Here is a 19,544-nt window from a genome sequence, read left to right as displayed (position 1 = left end):
GGCTAGCGTCCTGACGAAACCCACTCGTCCAGGGAAGACATTGATCACGCGTGCCCCGGCGCAGCGCGCCATCGGGCCCGACTCGCCGCGCGTCGACACGGTCGGCATGACGCCCCGTCGGGCCATCTGGAAGAACTGCAAGGAGTTTGCTGAGCCATGCGCGTCGCCATCACCGGAGCCACCGGATTCCTCGGCCTCCATCTGCTCCGCGAGCTACTCGACCGACACCGCACGATCACCGTGCTGTCCCACTCCGGCTCGCGCGGCGCGATCGACCGGATTCGTTCCTTTCTGGAAGTCACCGCCGCTCCCGACGAGTTGGTGCGGCGACTTCCCGAACGACTGCGGATCGTCGAGACCGATCTGACGCTGCCTCGACTGGGTCTGCTCCGAGCGGACTTCACCTCGCTGGCCGACTCCGTCGATGTGATCTGGCACTGCGCCGGCGATCGCAGGATCGACGCCACCTTGACCGAGTTGCGCCCGGTCAACGTCGAAGGCACCCGGCACCTCCTGGAATTGGCCGAGATCGGGCGCCGCCGACCGCGCCTGTTGCACATCAGCACCGCGTATGTGGCCGGATCCCGGCGCGAGGGCACGGTGAAGGAGGAACTGTCGGACGACGTCGACGGTTTCGAGAACGACTACGAGCGGTCCAGGTACGAGGCCGAGGTGCTCGTCCGGGACTGGGCCGCGCGATTCGGCCGGTCCGCGATGATCTTCCGGCCGACCACGATGGTCTCCGACCGGCCGGGCCTGCCGAGAAATGCCTTGCGATACATGGTCGAACGAGCAGAGGTGACCGGCGGTTGCGCGGCGCTGGGCTGGGCGGCGCGGTTGCCCGAGCGGGTGCGGCCGGTGGTGCGAGTGGTCTCGGCACCGGAGGGCCGACTCAATTTCGTGCCGGTCCACGAGGCCGCACGGGTGATGACCCGGCTCGCCGACGTCGCCGGATCCGGTGGTGTGGATGTCTACCACGTACGGCATCCGCACGACGTGCCGGTCGAGGTCGTTCAGGAGGTGTTGGTCGAATTCCTGCCGGTCCGGCTGCGGTTCGTAACCGAGCCGCCCATCGAGCCGACCGATGTGGAGCGGCTCGCGGAGGCGCACACGGCGTCCACGCCGTATCTGACGCACCGTCGCAGCTATGACGACTCGGGCGTGCGGGCGCTGCTCGGCGAGCCGCGCTCGGCCATCGCGGTCGATCGCGACTACCTGGTGGACTGCGTCCGGCCGGGTCGCAGCGGGCAACGGGCCGGCCGGCGGCACGCCCATCCGGAGCACGGACGCGCGGAGCAGACCGGGTCGGTCGAACTCGGGTGCGTACTGCGCTTTCGCGGCCTCGTGCCGACCGTGGAGGATCTGCGCGAGGCGGTGGCGGCGCGGCTGTGGCGGGTGCCCACACTGGCGTACCGGATGGACGGCGGGTATCGCCGACGCGGCCCGCTGGATCCGGCCCGGCACGTACACGTGCACCCGATCGGCCCGGATCGCCTCGACACGGCGGTGGACGACGCGCTGGCGGATCGGCTGCCGCAGGATCGGCCGCTGTGGGAGGCCCGGCTCGTACACGGCCATGCGCACGACGAATGGGCGGTGATCGTCAAGGCGCACCCCTCCCTGCTCGACGGCGCGTCGGTGGTCGAGGTGAGTCGGCGGCTGTTCGGCGTGGAGCCGATCGACACCGCGCCGGCACACCCACCGGCGGTCGGCGATCCCGGCGCGCGTGCCCGCGTGCGACGTCTGATTCCGCCGTCCACCCGGCCGTTCGCCGCGCGGGGGCTGACCGGCACGCGGCACCTGGGCTGGCTGGTTCTGGACGCCGAGCGGCTGCGTACGGCCGGGGCCACTCCGGACGAGTTGTTCCTCGCCGCGCTCGCGGGCGCGCTGCGGGACTGCGTGGGCGTCCCGTGGCGACGCAGGCCGCGACCGGTCTGGGCCCTCGTACCGACCCCCTCCGGCGACGGCGACGCGGACCTCACGGAACCGGGCGCCCATGCCCGACCCGCTCGGGTGCGGCTGCCGTGCAATCAGGCGGATCCCGCACGCCGCCTGACCCTGGTCAGGGAGGCGATCAGGGTGGCGCGTCCGGCATCCGGGGCGCGGTGGAACCTGCGGGCGGCCACGTCGCCGTGGCAGGTGGACCTGGTGGCGAGCCCGATCCACCGGTGGTTGCGCCGACCGTACGCGTTCCGCGGGTCGCCGATGATCGGCGCGATCCCCTTCGGCGGCCTGCCGCAGGGCATGCCGTTCGGGATGTTTCTGGCCACCTTCGAGGACACCCTGTACGTGAGCGCCGTGGCCGACACCGGCCTGGCTGCGGGGTTGGCCGAGTCCCTGTGCGCGTCGTGGTCGACGGCGCTGGATGAGCTCACGCTCTGAGGCATCGGGCGGGGAGAGTCTGCGGGCCGGCGGCGGGGGCGTGCGGCGGGGCGGTCCCGGGTCCGCCTGATCCACTTCGATCCATGCTGCTCCGAACTGGTCCGGCAGCAGGGCGGCGAGCGCAACGCGGCGGCGGGTCCGGCTGGGGTGGGGTCGGCCACCCCGGGCCGTGGGGCGGCAGGGTGGCCGACGTCCACATGGCGGGACACCCGCGTGCGACCGCGCCGAGTGCTCGTCGGCCCGTCTGTGGGTGGTCCGGCTAGCCCGGCTCGGTGGTGGTGGCGACTCCTGTGAAGCGGGCGGCGGCAATCAGGTGGGGGTCGCCGGTGCGGAGCGCGTCCTCGACCAGGGCGGTGGCCAGCGCCGGATCCCGCTGGGCGACCGAGAGGTAGGGCAACGCGCGCAGCACGGCCCGGCGTTCGTGCGCGTCGCCGCGCCAGTACAGGGTGCGCAGGTGGGCGGACAGGTCGCCCTCGGGGGTGCGCGCCGCCAGTTCGGCCAGGGCCAGCACGCGCGCGGCGTCGTCGCAGGTCCAGCCGGGGAGCCCGATCAGCGGGGCCCGGCCGCATGCGCGGCCGGCTGCGGCGAACACGGTGAAGTCGGCGAGAGTGGGCCAGTCCTGGCTGCCCGGTTTGGCGGACGCGGTGAACGCGCTTCGCAGAGCTGCGATCGGCGGGTGGGGCATGGGCGGATTCCTCCCGATGGCCGGCGATGCGGAGTACGCATCCGTGGCTGTGCGTTCCCCATCCGCAGTGATCGCCAATCGACGAATCGCGAGCGAACGCACCGGCCGGCGGCGGCAGGCGTTTCGAGCCGCTTCGTATTTCCGATAAAGCCATGAACGACTCCCGAACAGCCACCTCCGTATCCGGAGTCGACCACGTCGCGGCAGCACCATCCGGCCGCGGAGGCGCACGCGGCGCGCGCACGGCGCAAACTTGACCTTCAGCGAACCGTTCGCGAACCGTTAGCGGGCTGACGTGGGCGTTCGTGAGATCTACCGTTGGTTCATGGTCCGTGAACCGCTCGTCGAGGTCAGTGTCGTGATCGCCGCGCCCGCCGAGGCGGTCTGGCATGCCCTCGTGGACGCGGACACGCGCGCGCTGTGGTGGAGCTATCTGGATCTGGACGCGCGGGTGAACGGTCGGCTGTCCGAGCGCTGGAGCGGGGCCAACGGCGAGGCCCGGCTGACCACCGGCCGGGTGGCGGCACTCGATCCGTGCCGCCTGCTGCGGTTCACCTGGGCCGACGACGACTGGGCGGTGTCCACGACGGTGACCATCGAGCTGACCCGAGCCCGCCCGGGCACCCAGCTCCGGGTCCGCGAGACCGGCTGGAACCGCCTACCGGACGGCCCGAATCTCGCCGCCGCCCACCGCGACGGCTGGGGCGCCCACGTCGAAGACCTCCGCCGCTTCACCGAAGCCACGGGCGGCCCCCGCTGACCACGCCCGACCCGGCAGCCCGGCAATCGGCCCGGCAACCAGGCAGGCCGGCCGGCAACCGGATCACCCACGGATCACCGAGACGTCGACGACCCGCCCGTCCGGATCGGTCAGCCGATGCCGCCCCGGTGGGAGCAGCGAGGTCTCCAGGGTCAAGCCCAGTCGCAGATATCCGGTGAGCCGGTCGGGCCGCGCCGGATACAGCTCGAACACGACGCCGTCGGCAAGGGTCGCCGCGTAGTGCTCGGGACCGGCCCCGTGGCGCTCGCGAACGAGATCGAGCCCGAGCGACCCGTAGAAGTCGCGGCACGCGTCGAGTCGGGACGTATGGAGGACGATCAGGCCCAGCGACATGGCGGTCAGTCAAGCACGGCCGCCGCGTGGTCGCCGACGGTTGACCTCGGCGTGGGCGGTAGTGTTGTGCCGCCGCTCGGAGGACGAACGGCGGAGCGGGCCGGCTGCGGTTCGTGCGACCGGTTCGGCCGGTGGCACGGTCGTGCGGCTGCACCACCTTTGGGAGTCATCGTGTTGAACGCCCTCGGCGCCTTCGCCGAACTCACCCCTTTCCTCGTGGTCGCGGTCGGCTTCACGTTCGTGATCCGCGGCATTCTGCGTGCGGACCGGCGCGAGCGCGAGCACTATGCCAAGAAGGACGCCGAGGCGCAGACGCACTCGTCCTGACCATTCGACCGTCGCGAATCCCGACGGTCGCCCCGAGCCGCCGGGCCCACCTCTTCTCGCATCGACCGAGGCCGCCGGGTCGGATGACCCGGCGGCCTCGTCGTCGCCCCGCACCGCACCCACCACCTCACCGCGGTCCGAATCAGGCCGCCGCCCGGCTTTCCGCTCCGCGAGCCCCGACCGCCCGGGCCCGGCGTACGGACCGGCGCCATGTCGACCTGCGCGATGTCGCCCGGGCATGCCACCCGTCGCACGTCACCGGCCCCGAACCCGCCGGCTGCCCGACCCCCTACTGCGGTATCACTCCGGAGTTGGCGCCGCAGTGTGATGCCCGCCGCCGACCCTGCTCCTACCTTGGGAAACACGGCGCCGGATCCGGCACCGAGCACCGGCCGGCCGAGTACCGAACCGCACGCACCGCGTACTCGTGGACCCCCGAGGACCTCGCCATGACGCTCACCGCTGCCCGCCCCGCCCGCACCCGTCGCACACTGCGCCGATTCGCGCCGAATTCGCCGGGCGACGCCGCCCGACGCTCGGCGTACGCACTGATCGCGCTGCCGCTGGGCCTGCTGAGCATCGGTCTGGTGCTCACCGGCCGGTCCTCCCGCGCGGCCCGACTACGACTCGCGGCGGCCCGGCGGTTCCTGGATCCGGAGTTGGGCGAGGCGACCGGTCGGGCCGCCCCCGGTGCGCTCCGGGTGCTCCGCCACAGCGTGCCCGACGCCGCACTGGGCGTCCCGACGCTGGTCCTGGCCGGGTACGCGTACGGCAACACGCTCCGCAACCTGACCTACCCGATCCGGTACGGCGACAGCGACTATCACGACGCGTGGGGCGGACCGACCCTGGGCGGGGTCTGGGTCGTGCACTCGATCGGCGGGCTCGCCTTCTTCGCGGTGTGCCTGTGCCTGATCAAGGCGCTCACCGACGTACAGGCGAGCCTGGCCCGCCGGACGTTCGTGTCACCGGCCTGATCCACGCATCCGCCGGCCGTACGCCCGTCGTCCCCACCCCGGAGATCGCCATGAACACAGCCCTCGCCCCACCCGACCGACCGGGCTCTCCGGGCATACCATCACCAACCGTGAAGATCGTTCGACCCTCGACCGTCCTGACCACGCTGCGCGAGGCGATGTCGCCGAACTCGGTGGCCCCGCTGCCGCACACCCGCCGCACGACGTGGGTGTTGTCACTGACCGCGCTGCTGGTTGCCGTGGCCGGGTGGTTCGACCTGTACCAGCACTACGACGTGTTCGGCCCCGGCGCGACCGTGGCCGCCATCGCCCGCGCGGTCCCGGTCCTGCTGTGCCTGTATCGCCCGCTGAGCGCCTGGTGGTTGGCACTGGCCGCGTCGATCGCGACGGCGGCGCCGACCCACCCGGTGTCCGACTCCGAGCCGTGGCCGTGGGCGGTGACCTCGGTGTTGTCCCTGGTCGTGGTGCTGACCGTGATCGCGCTGCGGGCGCCGCGCCGTGTGCTGGTCGCGCTGTGGCTGATCCTGCTCGCGGCCGGCACGGCCCTGGTGTTGCTCCGGGGCCCGGTCCGACTCGGCGAACTGCTGCCGATGACGGTTCTGTCCGCGCTGGCCCCGCTCACCGCCGAGGCGATCGGCAGCCGAAGCGCCGCCCAGCGCCGACTGGTCGTGGTCGAGGAGATCGGCCAGGCCGAACACGCCCGGCGTACCCTCCTGGAGGAACGCACCAGGATCGCCCGCGAGTTGCATGACGTGGTGGCCCACCACATGTCGGTGATCACCGTGCAGGCGGACAGCGCGCCGTATCGGATCGCCGACCTGCCGCCCGCCGCCGTCGACGAGTTCGACTCGATCGCGGCCGAGGCGCGCCGCTCCCTCACCGAAATGCGCCGCCTGCTGCACGTGCTGCGCCAGGACGCGGATGCCGGCGCCGAGCACAGCCCGCAACCGGGTCTGGCCGAACTGCCCGTGCTGATCGAGACCGCACACCGCGCCGGCCTCGACGCGCACCTGTCCGTCGCGGACACCGTGCCCACGCCGGATCGGGTGCCGGTGGGCGTACAACTCTCCGCGTACCGACTGATCCAGGAGTCGCTGAGCAACGTGGTCCGGCACGCGGCGGGCGCCACGGTCCGGGTCACCGTGGCCGGGGACGGCTCGGCGCTGCGGATCACCGTGGTGAACTCCGCGCCGGAAGCGCCCGAAGCCCCCGAATCACCCAGGGCCGCCGGCACGGCCGAAGCACCCGGAGCGGCAGGAGCCGCAGGAGCGCCCCGCAGACCCGTCGAGACCCACGACCGCACCGCGGACTCCGGCCCGAGCGGCACCGGCACCGGCACCGGCACCGGCACCGGCCAGGGTCTGATCGGCATGCGCGAGCGGGTCGCGATGCTGGCCGGCGAGTTGCACACCGAGGCGCTGCCCGACGGCGGCTTCCGGGTCGCTGCCATGCTTCCCCTACCGCCGGCCGACGCCACGCCGGCCCCGACCACCCCCGGAGCGGCATGACCACCGTAGTGATCGCCGACGACCAGGCCATGATCCGCGCCGGCTTCGCCGCGCTGCTCGCGGCCCAGCCGGACCTGGAGGTGGTCGGCGAGGCGGCCGACGGCCGCGAGGCCGTGCGGTTGACCCGGGAGGCCCGGCCCGACGTGGTCCTGATGGACGTCCGGATGCCGATCCTGGACGGCCTGGCCGCGACCCGCGAACTGCTCTGCGAACCGGACGGGTTCGACCGGGTGCCGAAGGTGTTGATGCTGACCACGTTCGACATCGACGACTACGTGTACGAGGCGCTGCGTGCGGGCGCGAGCGGCTTCCTGCTCAAGGACGCCTCGCCGGCCGATCTGATCGCCGCGGTCCGGATCGTCGCGGCCGGCGACGCACTGCTCGCGCCCTCGATCACCCGTCGGCTGATCGCCGACTTCGCCCGCAACCGGCCGATCACCCGCGCGAATTCCACCCGTCTGGGCATCCTCACCCCGCGCGAGACCGAGGTGCTCGGGCTGATCGCGCAGGGCCGCTCCAACGGCGAGATCGCCGCCCATCTCGTGCTCGCCGAGCAGACGGTGAAGACCCACGTAAGCCGCATCCTGGACAAGCTCGACCTGCGCGACCGCGCCCAGGCGGTGGTCTTCGCCTACGAAAGCGGCCTGATCACCCCGGGCACCCCGGGTACGTCCAGTGCTCCGAACCACCCGGGCACCACGGGCCCGTCGAACTGACCCCACCCGCGGTCGAACGGGCCCGACCCACAGCGGAGTCGGGCCGTCGACAGCACCCGGGCGACCCGAAATGGGCCCACGGCGCCGACCCGCCGACGCCGGCGCCGACGCGGTCACGTCGGCGCAGGCGTCGGCCCGCCGCTTCATTCGGTGGGCAGCCCCAGCAGCCCCCCGAGCTTCGGGTCGACCGGCTCGGTCGGACCGGCCAGGTCCTCGATCTCGGGCCGGGCCAGGCGGGTGGGGTCGGCGAGGATGTTGATCTCGACGATCTTGTCGCCGACGATGGTGAAGTCCATCAGCCCGAACGCGCGGCCCCCCGGCGCGTTCAGCAGGCCTGGCGCGCCGTTGATCAGCACGGGTCGGGCGTACTGCGCGAAGCGGGCGAAGCTCAGCGCCTGCTCGACCACCGCGCGGGCGCCGCGCACCAGTTGCGACACGCCGATCGGGCCGCCGCCGGTGTCGGCGCGGAGCAGGACGTCGGGGTCGAGCAGGTCCAGCAGGGCCTGGAAGTCGCCGCCTCGGGATGCGGCGAGGAAGGCGTCCACGATCCGGCGCTGGCGGGGCAGGTCCGGCTCGGGTGCGACGCCCTGCACCTTGCGCCGGGCCCGGCTGGCGAGTTGCCGGGTCGCCGCCGTCGACTTGTCCACGATCGGGGCGATGTCGTCGAACGGCATCGCGAACATGTCGTGCAGGACGAAGGCCAGTCGCTCGGCGGGCGGGAGCGTATCCAACACGACCAGCATGGCCAGTCCGACCGAGTCGGCGAGCACCGCGAGTTCCTCGGGGTCGCCCCCCTCCGCGCGGGAGACGATCGGGTCCGGCACATGGGTGTCCCACATGTCCTCGCGCCGGGACTTGCGCGAGCGCAGCATGTCCAGACACACCCGCCCGACCACGGTGGTCAGCCAGCCGCCGAGGTTGTGCACATCGCCGATGTCGGAGCGGTCCAGGCGCAGCCAGGCCTCCTGGACCGCGTCCTCGGCCTCGCTGAGCGAGCCGAGCATGCGATACGCCACCGCCCGCAGGTGGCTCCGGTTCTCCTCGAACCGTTCGGCCGGCAATTCGTGCTCCGTCATCGTTCGTTCTCTCCCGTTCCCGTTCCCGCGGCGCTGTGACCGACGGATTCCAGACGATATGACACCCGGAAACCGCGCCGCCCCGATGCCCCGCCCACAAGCTGCGCCGACCGGGATCCACCCGCGCGGCCGACCGTCCGCGTCGGTGGTGAGGACGGGTGAGGGACTTCCCGCCGATCCACCCGCAAAGGTGTCCCCCGGGCCGAAGCCCTGGTTGCATGGGCGGGGCAACCAGGATCTAGGAGGCCAGTACGTGCCCAGGCCACGGCGGAGTGTGCCCGTGCGGCGTGGCGCGGTACCACCGACCGTCCTCGCCCTGCTCGCCGCCGCGTGCTGCGCGGCCTGCGGCGATACTGCGGCCGCCGCCCAGGATCGGGAGATCACCGGCTATTCCGACGGCGTCGTGTCCGCCACGACCTCATGGCAGGGTCACCCGGTCGCCTTCGAGTTGGCCGTGGGCGTCACCACCGCGCCCGAACCGCCCCGGGTCACCGATCGCCTGCCGCAGGTGGGCACCGCCCCACAGGGTACGAAGTTCGTCCTGATCGGCCTGCACGCTCGACTGCGCCCGACCACCGCCGGCGACTCCGTCGGTCCCCGCCCGGCGGACTGCACCTTCGCCTACGGCCAAAAGCTCGCCGACGAGGTGGTGCTCCGCCTTTCGGACGGCCGCCGCGTCCCGGTCCTGAACGCCTCACCGCAGCCGAATCTCTACCTCGCCTCGGTCGAACTCGCGTTCCAGGTGCCCCGGTCCTTCCACACCGGCACCCTGGATCTGACCCCGACCGGCACCGTGCACGCGACCTGCCCGACCGGGCCGACCGACATCCCGCTGACCTTCCCCACCCACCACTTCACCCTCACGACCGACTGAACCGAGCCCCGACCCCGGCACCCGGCACCCGGCACCCGGCACCCGGCACCCGGCACCCGGCACCCGGCACCCGGCACCCGGCACCCGGCACCCGGCACCCGGCACCAAGAGCTCACCCGATCCACACCAGGTTGATCACGCTCACCATCACCCGGTTCTCCTGCACGATGTACGTCGCGAAGCCGTGCGCCGCGAATGCCGCCTCCAGGGTGTCCTTGAGGCCGCCGCTCATCCGCGCGCCCGCATCCCACGGGTCTTTGCGCAACCGTCGTTCCAGTTCGCCCCAGGCCCGGCGCGCGGCGGCCGGCAGGGTCCGCCGGATCGCCTCGGCCTCGACGTGATACTCGACGCCGTAGTTCACCGCTGAGCCCGGATCAACCGGTCCACCCGCGCCGGGACGACGCCCGACAGGTCGCCGTCCCGGATCCGCCGGGCCCGCTCCAACACGGCCTCGTAGTCCCCGTTGCGATGGTGGACGAGCCGCCGCTGCCACGGGATCAGCACGTTCGCGAGCTGGGCCAGATCCCCCGCGTCGCGCGCGTAGTCCAGCGCCCGGCCGTACTCGTCCTCGAACTCCTCCCTTGCCCCGTCCGGCAGTTCGGCGCGCAACTGCCCCGGCGTGGGCCACAGTGCGCCGCCGGTATGAATGGTCACGTCCGGAGCGGATGGGTCACGAGGTGCGGTCATGCAACCCAGCGTCGCACCATCGAACCGTCCGGCACCTCGGCACGCCGAAAATCAATGTCGCCGACGCCCCCATCGCCCTGGGCTTCCCGACGAAGCAACGCACCTCCCGGTGCGCGGGCGACCGGTTACTTCCATGCCAAGGACGAAGACCGCTCACATCCTCGGTTTGTGCCAGGCCGTCCGCAGGGCCTCCAACTCGCGGCGGGGAAACGGCCGTCGCCAGTCGGTGTACCAGCCGTCCTCGCCGAGGTCGAAGGCCACCCGGTCGAATCCGCGCAGCACACTTCGCGCGAGCACCTCGATCGGGTGGCGCGCCTCCCACAACACGTCGCCGGGCCGGGTGCGCACGGACGCGTCGGCGTATTCGACGATCCGGACGTCCACCGCGTCGCCGTCCGGACTCAGGTGCCACAGATAGCCGTTCGGTTCGGCCTCGAACATCACCTTGTGATCGCCCGGCTCGCCGAGCGCGAGCCGGGTCACCGCGTCGATCAGTTCCTCGGGTGCGTAGGCGACGTAGGAGACGACCAACTGCGCCTCTCCGGAGATGTCGGCGATGGTGCAGTCGGCCCAGCCGGAACCCGACAGGGTCCAGGTGAACCACAGAGATGCCTTCATTCCGGACATGTTGCCGGCCACCTCGGGGTCGCGGCCCTAGGATCACCGGATGAACCGCACGAATCTCACCCGGCCGGGCGGCGACTGGCACGCGTTGCTCCTGGACGTACCCGAGTCGGCGCGGCCGTCGTTGCGGCTCCTGGCGGCGCGGAACCGCAGGTTCGTCCTGGTCGACGCGTCGGCCGAAACTGGTTCCGAAGCCGACGCGGCGCCGCTGCTGCTCGCCGAGGTCGACCCCGACTGGTACGGCGTGGACTACCGCTGCCCCACCCCGTACCGCTCCCCGCTCGCGCCGCTGCGTGCCGCCGACGCACGCGCCCTGGGCACCCCGAACGACCCTGTCTGGTATGCCCGTTGGGCGCATCGCATGGCGGACGAGCTGAGCCGGACCGGGCCGCTGTACGGCGGTGCGTGGGCGCTGTCGCGGGACATGGATCGCACCCGGTTGCGCTTTCCGGAGTTCGCCGCGCCGACGTTGCCCGCGTGGCCCGAGGGGCGCATCGACTTCAACGCGCACACCTACCACTACTGGGAGATCCTGCCGCTGCGCCCGCTCGCGTCGGCCGAGCACGGGCGAGTCAAGGCGTATCGCAAGCAGGTTCGGGACGGCTCGCTGCCCCCGGTCCTGGTGTGGTGGATCAGCATGCTCCAGACACACGTGGTCCTCGACGGCCACGACCGGCTCGCCGCGTCGCTGGCCGAGGGTCGGGTGCCGCCGCTGCTGGTGCTCTCCCGCCCGACGGAACACGATGCATACGTGGCCGGCCCGGTGGGCGGGTACGAGCAGCGGATGGCCGCGATCTCCGGTGTTCCCGAGGCAGCCGTCGGGAACGCGGTACGCGACGCGAGCCGGCAACTCGCGCGGGACCTGCACCGGTTGCGCGAGGGCTACGGCCTGACCCGGGCCTGGCCGCTCAAGGGCGGCGTCCCCGCGTGGCAGCGCCTGGTCGCACGGCACGCCCCCGACTGGACGCGCTGAAGCGCGGCTCACCGCTGGACATCGGGTCGGCCCGGTCGATACCGCCGCGAATCCGCACATCCAGCACCGCAGCCGCCCCCACCCGCCGATCGCGCACCGCCTCGGCTCGCACCGCCGCGTGATACAGCAACCCCGCCGCCGACCCGCCGGACGCACCCGCGCCCACCGGACCCACCTCTCGCGGCACCCGGTAGCGCACGATCCACACCACCTGCGCACCCGGCCCGATCGGCGCACCCCGCTCCGGCTCCACCACCGCGACCCGCTCCGCGTCGAACACGCGGACCCGGAACCGCTCGGCCGCGCCCCCGCGATTGCGCACCACCAACCGCGCCTCGACCACGTCCCCGAGGGCCGCCGCCACCCGCGCCCGCTCGAATCCGACCTGTACCCCGAGCGCCGGATTCCCCACCCGCTGCCCGGCCAGATCGGCCCCACACAGCGGCCCTTCGCAATATCCGTGGCGCTCGTCCGCGACCGGAGTCCCACACAGTCGGCAGTGCCCCGTCACACCCATGGCTGCCCCCGAACGTCGATCCCCCGCCACCGAAGACGCTCAACCGACACCCCCCGTTCCGCCCGCACCCCCACATAAGGGAACCCCCTCGTCCCTCCCTTCCCCCCAACCGCATCCTGCACTAACGTGCGCCCACACCTACCCCACCCACCCGACACTCGAACACAACCCAGCCCGTCCGACATCCAAAACCAAGCCGCCCACAAAACACCCCAACAACAACCCGCATCCCCGGCCCACCACCACACCCCAGCCCATCCGGCCCCCCAACCCGGCCGGCATCCCCCAACCCGCCCGGCACCCCCGCCCCCCAGCCCGTCCGGGACCCCCAGCCCGTCCGGGACCCCCAGCCCGTCCGGGACCCCCAGCCCGTCCGGCGCTTGAGGACAAAAAGGCCCCCCCGGACCGCACCCGTTCCCCGCGAACCCAGCCAAAACCCATCCCGCAAGCAAAGCGCAGCGACCCGCACGGAGGACCCCCATGGCATCGACCCTCACAGGCGCCAAAATCGTCGTCACCGGAGTCACCGGCCAAGTCGCCGAACCGGTCGCCAAGATCCTCGCCCGGGACAATGACGTATACGGCGCAGCCCGCTTCCACGACGACGAGGCCCGCGAGCGCCTGGAGGCCGCAGGCGTCACATGCGTACGGATCGACCTGGCCGCCGGCGACGTCGCGGCGCTGCCCGCCGACGCCGACTACGTGGTCAACTTCGCCGTCGCCAAGAACGGCGACTGGAACGTGGACCTGGACGCGAATGCGGGAGGCGTCCTGTCCCTGATGGAACACCACCAGGCCGCCCGGGCGTTCCTGCACTGCTCCTCCACCGCGGTGTATCAGCCCGCCGGCCACAAGGAGCTTGCCGAAGGCGCGTCGCTCGGCGACAACCACGGCGTGTGGTCGTTCCTGGAGACGTACAGCATCTGCAAGATCGCGGCCGAGGGCGCCGCCCGCTGGGGCTCGCGCCGCTTCGCGCTGCCGACCACGATCGCGCGCCTGTCGGTGCCCTACGGCGACAACGGCGGCTGGCCCGGCATCCACCTGGAGATGATGCTCGGCGGCGCGCCGATCGACGTGCACACCAACGCGCCGAGCATCTACCACCCGATCCACGTGGACGATATCGCCGGCACGCTCCCCGCGCTGTTCGCGGCGGCCACGCCCGAGGTCACCACCGTCAACTGGGGCGGCAGCGACCCGGTGAGCATCGAGGAGTGGTGCGGCTATCTGGCCGAACTCACGGGCGTCACACCCGAGTTCAATCCCACCGACGCGACCATCGACTCGGTCACGCTGGACCTGACCCGGATGCACGAGATCACCGGCCGCACCAGCGTGCACTGGCGGGACGGCATGCGCCGGATGGTCGAGGCACTGCACCCGGAACTGCTCAAGTAACGGACCCGGGCCCCGCGCCCGGCCCATCGCAAGCAGCCTGCGCGGACGGCGTCCAGAGCGCGGCGAGCACCTCGGCGAAGTCGAGCAACCCCGGGCGCGTGCGCACCGGTTCGATCCGCAACCCGGCCGGGAGCGCGGCCTCGGCCGGCCTGCTCCGACGCCACCGCGCCCGCATCGCCACTTCGCCCTCGTTGACCGGCAGGCCGTGCGCCACCAAGTGCTCGGCCGGATCCGTCGGCCGCTAGGTGAAGAGCAGGAGCACCACCGAAGAACACGAGCGGGACGACCGATCGCCTGCACGCCCTCCTGGACAACCTCGCGGTACACGCCGCGATGCGCCCGGCGCAGGTCACCTCGGACCGGATGCGCCCGGTCGTCGCCGCCCACCTGGGCGCGCCGACCACGACCTCGCGGTGCGGCGGTTCGCGAGGGCACGCCGGCGTACCGGTCCCGAAGGGCAAACGTGCCGAACCCGTGACCGGGCGCCGGCACACTCGGCCGCGTGACCGAATCGCCTGACACCCCGACGCACACCGAGGAACCCGCCTGGCACTGCGTCCGCTGTCTGTTCCGTCATCAGCCGGACATCTACGAGGAACGCATCACGTTGTGGCGCGCCGGCAGCTTCGCCGAGGCCATCGCGCTGGCCGAGGCCGACGCCCTGGAATACGCCCGCGACGTGGACGACGCCGAATATCTGGGTCTGGCACAGGCGTTCCGGCTCTTCGACGCGCAGATCGGACACGGCACGGAGGTCTTCTCACTGGCCCGGGACAGCCCGCTGGAACCTACCGAGTACCTGGACGCGTTCTTCGATACGGGAACCGAGCGACAACGCCGGATCATGGCCGACACCGAACCCCCGGACGCCCGGTGACCACACGACCCAACCCGTCGCCCGGTGTTCATCTGCGTCGGGTTCACAACCTCGGCTCCGCACGGGACCATGGAGGGCAACTGCCCTATAAGTAGATGGGGAGGGCACCATGGACGGACTCGTCGTGCTCGCGGTGTCCGCGTGTCTGCTCGGCCTGACCGTACTCCTGGTGGTGCGTTCGCTCGGCCGTCGTGACCTCAGCACCGCACCCAGGGACCTGTTGCGCGAGGACCGGCTCACCGATCTCGACGAGACGGTGTGGACACAGGACACCGAATGGCCCCGACAGGCGAACCGGCACACCGCGCCGGACTCGCACACCTGTCGCTGACCGACCGAATCCGGATCGGTTGTCGGGTCGGCGCCGCCGCGCCGCGCCGACACCGGCCGGATCCGGCCCGCCGCCGGCCGAGCGAGGCCCCGACGACCGGCGGCTATGGCACCTCCGGCAGTTCGCGGCGCACCTTGGCATGCGACGTCGGCGCGTCGGGCGACTCGGGCGGTTCCGAGTCGGCGGCCACCACTTGGACCCGAGCCAGGTCGATCCGCCGGTGCCAGCGGGCCACGCCGGGGTCGGTGTCCGGGTCGGCGGAGCGGGCCAGCGCGACGCCGTAGCCCAACTGGGCGCGCTGCAATCGGCTCTGCGCCCGGGCCGCCTTGCGGCCGTGATCGCGTCGGGCCGCCTCCACCGCTTCCTTGCGGGTCCTGTTCGAGGCGAGCGCGGCGAGTTCGCGCAGCGGCAGCAGGTCCGGCTCGTCGCCCACGGCACGCGCGAACCAGCGATACTCCTGCCGGGCCGCGAGCCGGTAGACGAAGCTCGCGATGGCGAGCACGACCAGCCCGTTGAGCACGATCTGCACGATGGTCAGATACCAGTCGGTGCGCTCCAGGACGAGCTCCAGGATCGGCGAGTTGTTCACGAAGTGCAGGGCCCACGCGACCAAGTACAGCGCGCCGGCCGCCGCGAGCCGCACCGCGATCGGCCGTCGCACGCCGACGACCACGTACGCCGCGCCCGCGCCGGTCATCGCGGTGAACGCCGCGTGGCTCCACAACCCGTTGACGATGGCGCGGACGAAGAAGCCGGCCATGATCCCGCTCGCCCAGGTCTCGCCCGCCTGGATCGCCGCGTTCAGCGCGTACATCACGTTCTCGACCACCTGGAACCCGAGACCCACCAGCGCGCCGACGACGAAGCCGTTGAGCACGCTCTCGAAGACTCGGCGGTTGATCAGGATCAGCACCACCACGCCGAGCAGCTTGAGCGTCTCCTCGACCACCGGCGCCGAGATCGAGGCACCCCAGTCGGTGGCGAACTTCGGATCCAGCTTGGCCAGATAGCTGAGCACGTTGTCGTTGGCCACGAGCGCGAACCCGGTCGCCACCACGCCGCCCCAGAGCACCGCGGCCACGCAGAACGACAGCGGCTCGCGCTCGAACAGGTCCAGATGGGTGATCACCGCGAGCGCCGGGATCAGCCACAACGTGTGGATCACCACGCTCAGCACGATCGCGCCGGAGGGCGCGGCCGAGGACAGCCGGATGAAGTTGGGCACCACACTCGCGGCGCCGAGCGCGAGCACGATCGGATACAGCCAGAACGCCGCGCGCGCGGGCTGCACGATGCCGCCCGCGTCCCGACGACCCCGACGATCGGTCAACGGAGCCACGCTCACGAGTCGACCACCTCCATCGAATCCAGCATGGTCACCACGTCGTCGGCGATCGCGCCGGTCAGCGGCACGCTGAACCGGGCGGTAAGCGAGACCCCCAGGCCCTGGCCGCCGGCGACCAGGACCGTCAGCGTGCCGGCCACGGTGTTCCCGCTGATCGGCGCGACCAGGCCGGTCAGTCCGCGTGCGGTGGTCACCGAGGCCGGGTCGCCGCCGATCCGCCCGCGTCCGGTCGCCTCGTAACGGCGGGATGCCGCCTTGAACGCGCCCGCCGCCGAGGACTGCCGGCCCAGCGGGGTCAGCCGGTACGTGGTCGCGCCCTTGACCAACACGCTGACCAGATCGGCCTGGGAGGCACCCCGGTCGATCTGCCAGCCGGGCGACGGCCGGTAGCGGAAGGTGCCCAGCGTGACCACCTGGCCGGCGCGCACCGGTGCGGCGCCGACGACGGAGTGGTTGAGCAGGTACGGGATCGCGATCAGGAACAACATCATCAGGGCCACCACGACCGTCGCGCGCAGTCCGTGCGTACGCGGAATCGGCCCCGATCTCGAACTCGGGCTCGAATCCGGGGAGGGCGGTCGCGGGACGGGGGCGGTGAGGGACAAGCGCGACTCCTGATTGCGGCCGATGGCGTTCTCGCCGCTACCCACGTCGTCGCCGAAAGTCACGCGCGGCTCCGCCGAAGGGGTGACTCGGTCACGGTAAAATCACGAAAACATTGTTTTCGTCCCGCCGATCGATGGACGGCTGTTACAGAGCCGTCGAATGACCGTCTCGCTGTCCGGTTAGGGTCGTTTTTGTCAACAGCACCCCTGACGCCTGCCGGAGCCCTTCCCTTGATCCCCGTTTCCGCACGCCGTCGTCGCACGACGGCATTGCTCGGTGCCGTACTCGTCGCGGTGACCGCGTCCGCGTGCGGCTCGTCCGGCGATGCGACGACCGAACACGCCAAGTCCACGGCGGCGCCGTCCCGGCCGGGCGGCGCGGCGAGTCCGCCCGTCAAACCGGCCACGCCCAGCAAGGCCGTGATGCCGACCGGCCCCACGACGAACTTCACGACCGCCACGACCACCTCGGTCGGGCCGATCCTGATGACCTCGTATACCGGCCCCAAGTCGGGTGTCACCGGCAAGGTGTGGGTGTGGCTTCCCCCGGAGTACAACGACCCGGCCTATGCGAAGCACGGCTTCCCGGTGCTCACGCTCTACGCGGGTGGCCAGAGCAACGGCTACAACACCTGGACCGACAACCAGTTGCCGATCCAACAGGAGGCCGTGCAGCAGGCCAGGGCGGGCAAGTCCCATCCGTTCATCATGGTGATGCCGGTGCAGAACCTGGAGAAGGACGAGAAGCGCAGCCTCGAATGCAGTGACATCCCGGGGCAGCCCAAGATGGGCACCTGGATGTCCCAGGACATCCCCGACCTGGTCAAGGCCAACTTCCGTACCCTGCGCGACCCGGCTGGATGGGGGCTGATGGGCGCGTCCACCGGCGCGTTCTGCAGCGTCAAGCTCGCCCTCCAGCATCCGGACAAGTTCAAGGTCGCCGTGCCGATCGACGGCTACTTCAACCCGGATTCACCATTGTGGAAGGGCTACGAGGCCGAGCGGCTCGCCAACAGCCCGGAGAAGCTGATCGCGGCGGGCAAGGCCGACATCGACGTGCTCGCGACCGCGGGCGGCGGGGATGCGGCCGAGGTCCGTCTGGTCAAGGCCTTCGTCGCGAAGGCCGCACCACCCGTACGCATCGAGTACTACGAGCAGCCCGGTGGTAGGCATCTGACTTCGCACTTCAAGAAGATGCTCCCGGATCTGCTCGGCTGGCTCGGCCGGCACATGCCCCCGCCCACCGCCGACTGACCGTGTCCGGACCGTCGCTGAATCCCCCTGGAAGACCACAGTGAGCCTGACCGGTACTCCCTTCTATATAACGACCATCCTGCTCGCGATCGCCGCCCTCGTGCTGGCTCTGGTCGCGTGGAACCGCATTCCCGGGCCGAAGGCGGTCAGAATCGTCGGCCGGCTGTTCATGCTGGTCACCTGCCAGGCGACGGCCATCCTGATGGTTTTCGTGATGGTCAACAACGCGAACAGCCTCTACGACACCTGGGACGACTTCCTGGGCACCGGTGGCGGCCATGTGACCGAGGCCCGCGAACCGGAAGCGCCGGCGGCGCCCGAGCAGAAGCTGCTCAGCAAGTTCGAGCCCGCGTCCGACGGCAAGATGGGCGACGGCGTCCAGCAGACCAACCTCAAGGGACCGCAGTCGGCCATCGAGGCCGAGGTCTACGTGTGGCTGCCGCCGCAGTACAAGGATCCGGCGTTCGCGGACAAGAAGTTCCCCGTCGTCGAACTGCTGCCCGGCTACCCGGGCTCGGCCAAGGCCTGGTTCGGCACGCTGGACGTCAACAAGCAACTGAAGAACCTGATGAACAAGGGCGAGGTGGCGCCGTTCATCCTGGTCTCGCCGCGGACCAAGCTGCTCGCGGGCAACGAGGACACCGGCTGCGCGGACGTGCCGGGCAAGGCCAACGCGGACACCTGGATCTCCGGCGACGTGCGCCGCATGGTGATCGACAACTTCCGCGCCGAGACCGACCCCAAGCACTGGGCCATCGCGGGCTACTCCGCCGGCGGTCACTGCGCGATCCGGATGGCGCTGCTGCACCCGGACCGTTACAGCGCGGGCGTGAGCCTGTCCGGTTACAACGACCCCAAGGGCGAGTCCGACTCGGTCACGTCCAAGGACCCGGCACTGCGCGTGTCGGCGAACCCGCTGACCATCCTCAAGGGCGCGGCCCAGCCCCCGAAGGTCTCCCTCTACCTGGCCGGCGAAAAGGGCGACGGCTACGGCGACGCCCAAGCCCTGAAGGCCATCGCCAAACCCCCCACCGCCATCACCCTCGCCGAAATCGGCGGCGGCGGCCACGGCACCGACGTCTGGCGCCGAATGGTCCCCGACGTCTTCCGCTGGCTAACCAAATCAATCACCTGACCCCAACCCACCCAAGCACCCCCCAACCAACACGCGAGGCCACCCAGCCCGGCCGGCGCTTGAGGCCAAACAGCCCGGCCGGCGCTTGAGGCCAAACAGCCCGGCCGGCGCTTGAGGCCAAACAGCCCGGCCGGCGCTT

The 19,544-nt window shown here is 71.4% G+C and carries 23 protein-coding genes; 13 read left to right on the top strand and 10 right to left on the bottom strand.

Annotated elements, in window-relative coordinates; all coding sequences use genetic code 11:
* Nucleotides 1-156: 156 nt before the first annotated feature.
* A complete protein-coding gene (locus ABZS54_RS24720; RefSeq protein ID WP_355540023.1) occupies nucleotides 157-2,382 on the top strand; it encodes an SDR family oxidoreductase in 2,226 nt (741 codons plus the stop codon).
* Between the two features lie 259 nt (nucleotides 2,383-2,641).
* Here the strand turns inward: ABZS54_RS24720 and ABZS54_RS24715 are convergent, their stop codons facing one another.
* Complete coding sequence (locus ABZS54_RS24715) at nucleotides 2,642-3,067, bottom strand: EboA domain-containing protein (RefSeq protein ID WP_355540020.1); 426 nt, start codon at nucleotides 3,065-3,067, stop codon at nucleotides 2,642-2,644.
* Between the two features lie 325 nt (nucleotides 3,068-3,392).
* On the opposite strand from ABZS54_RS24715, the gene ABZS54_RS24710 reads away from it, so the two are divergent.
* Entirely contained in the window at nucleotides 3,393-3,827 is a 435-nt protein-coding gene (locus tag ABZS54_RS24710) for an SRPBCC domain-containing protein (RefSeq protein ID WP_355540017.1), read from the top strand.
* Between the two features lie 63 nt (nucleotides 3,828-3,890).
* On the opposite strand, the gene ABZS54_RS24705 is transcribed toward ABZS54_RS24710, so the two are convergent.
* A complete protein-coding gene (locus ABZS54_RS24705; RefSeq protein ID WP_355540014.1) occupies nucleotides 3,891-4,181 on the bottom strand; it encodes a VOC family protein in 291 nt (96 codons plus the stop codon).
* 171 nt (nucleotides 4,182-4,352) lie between these two features.
* On the opposite strand from ABZS54_RS24705, the gene ABZS54_RS24700 reads away from it, so the two are divergent.
* The 4 genes from ABZS54_RS24700 to ABZS54_RS24685 all read left to right on the top strand — a co-directional run bounded on the left by ABZS54_RS24700 (nucleotide 4,353) and on the right by ABZS54_RS24685 (nucleotide 7,709).
* Entirely contained in the window at nucleotides 4,353-4,508 is a 156-nt protein-coding gene (locus tag ABZS54_RS24700; RefSeq protein WP_355540011.1) for a hypothetical protein, read from the top strand.
* Nucleotides 4,509-4,957: 449 nt separating this feature from the next.
* Nucleotides 4,958-5,485, top strand: coding sequence for a hypothetical protein (locus tag ABZS54_RS24695; protein ID WP_355540008.1), 528 nt, complete (start codon nucleotides 4,958-4,960; stop codon nucleotides 5,483-5,485).
* 110 nt (nucleotides 5,486-5,595) lie between these two features.
* Nucleotides 5,596-6,993, top strand: coding sequence for a histidine kinase (locus ABZS54_RS24690; RefSeq protein ID WP_355540005.1), 1,398 nt, complete (start codon nucleotides 5,596-5,598; stop codon nucleotides 6,991-6,993).
* A complete protein-coding gene (locus ABZS54_RS24685) occupies nucleotides 6,990-7,709 on the top strand; it encodes a response regulator transcription factor (protein ID WP_355540002.1) in 720 nt (239 codons plus the stop codon). Before ABZS54_RS24690 ends, ABZS54_RS24685 begins: the two co-directional genes overlap by 4 nt.
* A 143-nt stretch (nucleotides 7,710-7,852) precedes the next feature.
* Here ABZS54_RS24685 and ABZS54_RS24680 read toward each other — a convergent pair whose 3' ends face one another.
* A complete protein-coding gene (locus tag ABZS54_RS24680) occupies nucleotides 7,853-8,785 on the bottom strand; it encodes a sigma-70 family RNA polymerase sigma factor (RefSeq protein ID WP_355539999.1) in 933 nt (310 codons plus the stop codon).
* Nucleotides 8,786-9,065: 280 nt separating this feature from the next.
* Between ABZS54_RS24680 and ABZS54_RS24675 the strand changes: the two genes are divergently transcribed.
* Nucleotides 9,066-9,659: a hypothetical protein gene (locus ABZS54_RS24675; RefSeq protein ID WP_355539996.1), complete on the top strand. Its 594-nt coding sequence runs from the start codon at nucleotides 9,066-9,068 to the stop codon at nucleotides 9,657-9,659.
* Between the two features lie 112 nt (nucleotides 9,660-9,771).
* Here ABZS54_RS24675 and ABZS54_RS24670 read toward each other — a convergent pair whose 3' ends face one another.
* The 3 genes from ABZS54_RS24670 to ABZS54_RS24660 all read right to left on the bottom strand — a co-directional run bounded on the left by ABZS54_RS24670 (nucleotide 9,772) and on the right by ABZS54_RS24660 (nucleotide 10,964).
* Complete coding sequence (locus tag ABZS54_RS24670; RefSeq protein ID WP_355539993.1) at nucleotides 9,772-10,020, bottom strand: hypothetical protein; 249 nt, start codon at nucleotides 10,018-10,020, stop codon at nucleotides 9,772-9,774.
* Nucleotides 10,017-10,346: a DUF6247 family protein gene (locus tag ABZS54_RS24665; RefSeq protein WP_355539990.1), complete on the bottom strand. Its 330-nt coding sequence runs from the start codon at nucleotides 10,344-10,346 to the stop codon at nucleotides 10,017-10,019. The genes ABZS54_RS24670 and ABZS54_RS24665 overlap by 4 nt, the downstream gene beginning before the upstream one ends.
* Nucleotides 10,347-10,499: 153 nt before the next feature.
* A complete protein-coding gene (locus ABZS54_RS24660; protein WP_355539987.1) occupies nucleotides 10,500-10,964 on the bottom strand; it encodes a hypothetical protein in 465 nt (154 codons plus the stop codon).
* 49 nt (nucleotides 10,965-11,013) lie between these two features.
* On the opposite strand from ABZS54_RS24660, the gene ABZS54_RS24655 reads away from it, so the two are divergent.
* Nucleotides 11,014-11,943, top strand: coding sequence for a hypothetical protein (locus ABZS54_RS24655; protein ID WP_355539984.1), 930 nt, complete (start codon nucleotides 11,014-11,016; stop codon nucleotides 11,941-11,943).
* Here the strand turns inward: ABZS54_RS24655 and ABZS54_RS24650 are convergent.
* Nucleotides 11,879-12,460, bottom strand: coding sequence for a hypothetical protein (locus tag ABZS54_RS24650; RefSeq protein WP_355539981.1), 582 nt, complete (start codon nucleotides 12,458-12,460; stop codon nucleotides 11,879-11,881). The genes ABZS54_RS24655 and ABZS54_RS24650 overlap by 65 nt on opposite strands.
* 480 nt (nucleotides 12,461-12,940) lie before the next feature.
* Between ABZS54_RS24650 and ABZS54_RS24645 the strand changes: the two genes are divergently transcribed.
* Nucleotides 12,941-13,858 carry an NAD(P)-dependent oxidoreductase gene (locus ABZS54_RS24645; protein WP_355539978.1) on the top strand — a complete coding sequence of 306 codons (918 nt, stop codon included), beginning with the start codon at nucleotides 12,941-12,943 and terminating at the stop codon, nucleotides 13,856-13,858.
* Here the strand turns inward: ABZS54_RS24645 and ABZS54_RS24640 are convergent.
* On the bottom strand, nucleotides 13,851-14,075 hold the full coding sequence (locus ABZS54_RS24640) for a hypothetical protein (protein ID WP_355539975.1): 225 nt from the start codon (nucleotides 14,073-14,075) through the stop codon (nucleotides 13,851-13,853). The genes ABZS54_RS24645 and ABZS54_RS24640 overlap by 8 nt on opposite strands.
* 285 nt (nucleotides 14,076-14,360) lie before the next feature.
* Here ABZS54_RS24640 and ABZS54_RS24635 point away from each other — a divergent pair, with 285 nt between their 5' ends.
* Nucleotides 14,361-14,735 (top strand): hypothetical protein, encoded by a 375-nt coding sequence (locus ABZS54_RS24635; RefSeq protein WP_355539972.1) that lies wholly within the window; start codon nucleotides 14,361-14,363, stop codon nucleotides 14,733-14,735.
* A gap of 109 nt (nucleotides 14,736-14,844) precedes the next feature.
* Complete coding sequence (locus tag ABZS54_RS24630) at nucleotides 14,845-15,066, top strand: hypothetical protein (RefSeq protein WP_355539969.1); 222 nt, start codon at nucleotides 14,845-14,847, stop codon at nucleotides 15,064-15,066.
* Nucleotides 15,067-15,169: 103 nt separating this feature from the next.
* On the opposite strand, the gene ABZS54_RS24625 is transcribed toward ABZS54_RS24630, so the two are convergent.
* Nucleotides 15,170-16,411, bottom strand: coding sequence for a PrsW family intramembrane metalloprotease (locus tag ABZS54_RS24625; RefSeq protein ID WP_355539966.1), 1,242 nt, complete (start codon nucleotides 16,409-16,411; stop codon nucleotides 15,170-15,172).
* The gene (locus ABZS54_RS24620) at nucleotides 16,408-17,079 is read right to left on the bottom strand and encodes a hypothetical protein (RefSeq protein WP_355539963.1); all 672 of its coding nucleotides are present in this window, start codon (nucleotides 17,077-17,079) and stop codon (nucleotides 16,408-16,410) included. The genes ABZS54_RS24625 and ABZS54_RS24620 overlap by 4 nt, the downstream gene beginning before the upstream one ends.
* Nucleotides 17,080-17,247: 168 nt before the next feature.
* Here ABZS54_RS24620 and ABZS54_RS24615 point away from each other — a divergent pair, with 168 nt between their 5' ends.
* Entirely contained in the window at nucleotides 17,248-18,270 is a 1,023-nt protein-coding gene (locus ABZS54_RS24615) for an alpha/beta hydrolase-fold protein (protein WP_355539960.1), read from the top strand.
* Nucleotides 18,271-18,310: 40 nt separating this feature from the next.
* Nucleotides 18,311-19,405 (top strand): alpha/beta hydrolase-fold protein, encoded by a 1,095-nt coding sequence (locus ABZS54_RS24610; RefSeq protein ID WP_355539957.1) that lies wholly within the window; start codon nucleotides 18,311-18,313, stop codon nucleotides 19,403-19,405.
* The last annotated feature ends 139 nt before the right edge of the window (nucleotides 19,406-19,544 follow it).

This window comes from Embleya sp. NPDC005575 (assembly GCF_040605455.1).
In the GTDB taxonomy this organism is placed as follows: domain Bacteria; phylum Actinomycetota; class Actinomycetes; order Streptomycetales; family Streptomycetaceae; genus Embleya.
Note: the sequence above shows the minus strand (reverse complement) of the source record. Positions and strands in the feature narration are given on the sequence as shown.

Bases quoted from the DNA above. Each gene is read 5' to 3' on its own strand.
- ABZS54_RS24720 (WP_355540023.1), top strand. From the start codon at position 157: ATGCGCGTCGCCATCACCGGAGCCACCGGATTCCTCGGCCTCCATCTG.
- ABZS54_RS24715 (WP_355540020.1), bottom strand. From the start codon at position 3,067: ATGCCCCACCCGCCGATCGCAGCTCTGCGAAGCGCGTTCACCGCGTCC.
- ABZS54_RS24710 (WP_355540017.1), top strand. From the start codon at position 3,393: ATGGTCCGTGAACCGCTCGTCGAGGTCAGTGTCGTGATCGCCGCGCCC.
- ABZS54_RS24705 (WP_355540014.1), bottom strand. From the start codon at position 4,181: ATGTCGCTGGGCCTGATCGTCCTCCATACGTCCCGACTCGACGCGTGC.
- ABZS54_RS24695 (WP_355540008.1), top strand. From the start codon at position 4,958: ATGACGCTCACCGCTGCCCGCCCCGCCCGCACCCGTCGCACACTGCGC.
- ABZS54_RS24685 (WP_355540002.1), top strand. From the start codon at position 6,990: ATGACCACCGTAGTGATCGCCGACGACCAGGCCATGATCCGCGCCGGC.
- ABZS54_RS24680 (WP_355539999.1), bottom strand. From the start codon at position 8,785: ATGACGGAGCACGAATTGCCGGCCGAACGGTTCGAGGAGAACCGGAGC.
- ABZS54_RS24665 (WP_355539990.1), bottom strand. From the start codon at position 10,346: ATGACCGCACCTCGTGACCCATCCGCTCCGGACGTGACCATTCATACC.
- ABZS54_RS24660 (WP_355539987.1), bottom strand. From the start codon at position 10,964: ATGAAGGCATCTCTGTGGTTCACCTGGACCCTGTCGGGTTCCGGCTGG.
- ABZS54_RS24655 (WP_355539984.1), top strand. From the start codon at position 11,014: ATGAACCGCACGAATCTCACCCGGCCGGGCGGCGACTGGCACGCGTTG.
- ABZS54_RS24650 (WP_355539981.1), bottom strand. From the start codon at position 12,460: ATGGGTGTGACGGGGCACTGCCGACTGTGTGGGACTCCGGTCGCGGAC.
- ABZS54_RS24645 (WP_355539978.1), top strand. From the start codon at position 12,941: ATGGCATCGACCCTCACAGGCGCCAAAATCGTCGTCACCGGAGTCACC.
- ABZS54_RS24630 (WP_355539969.1), top strand. From the start codon at position 14,845: ATGGACGGACTCGTCGTGCTCGCGGTGTCCGCGTGTCTGCTCGGCCTG.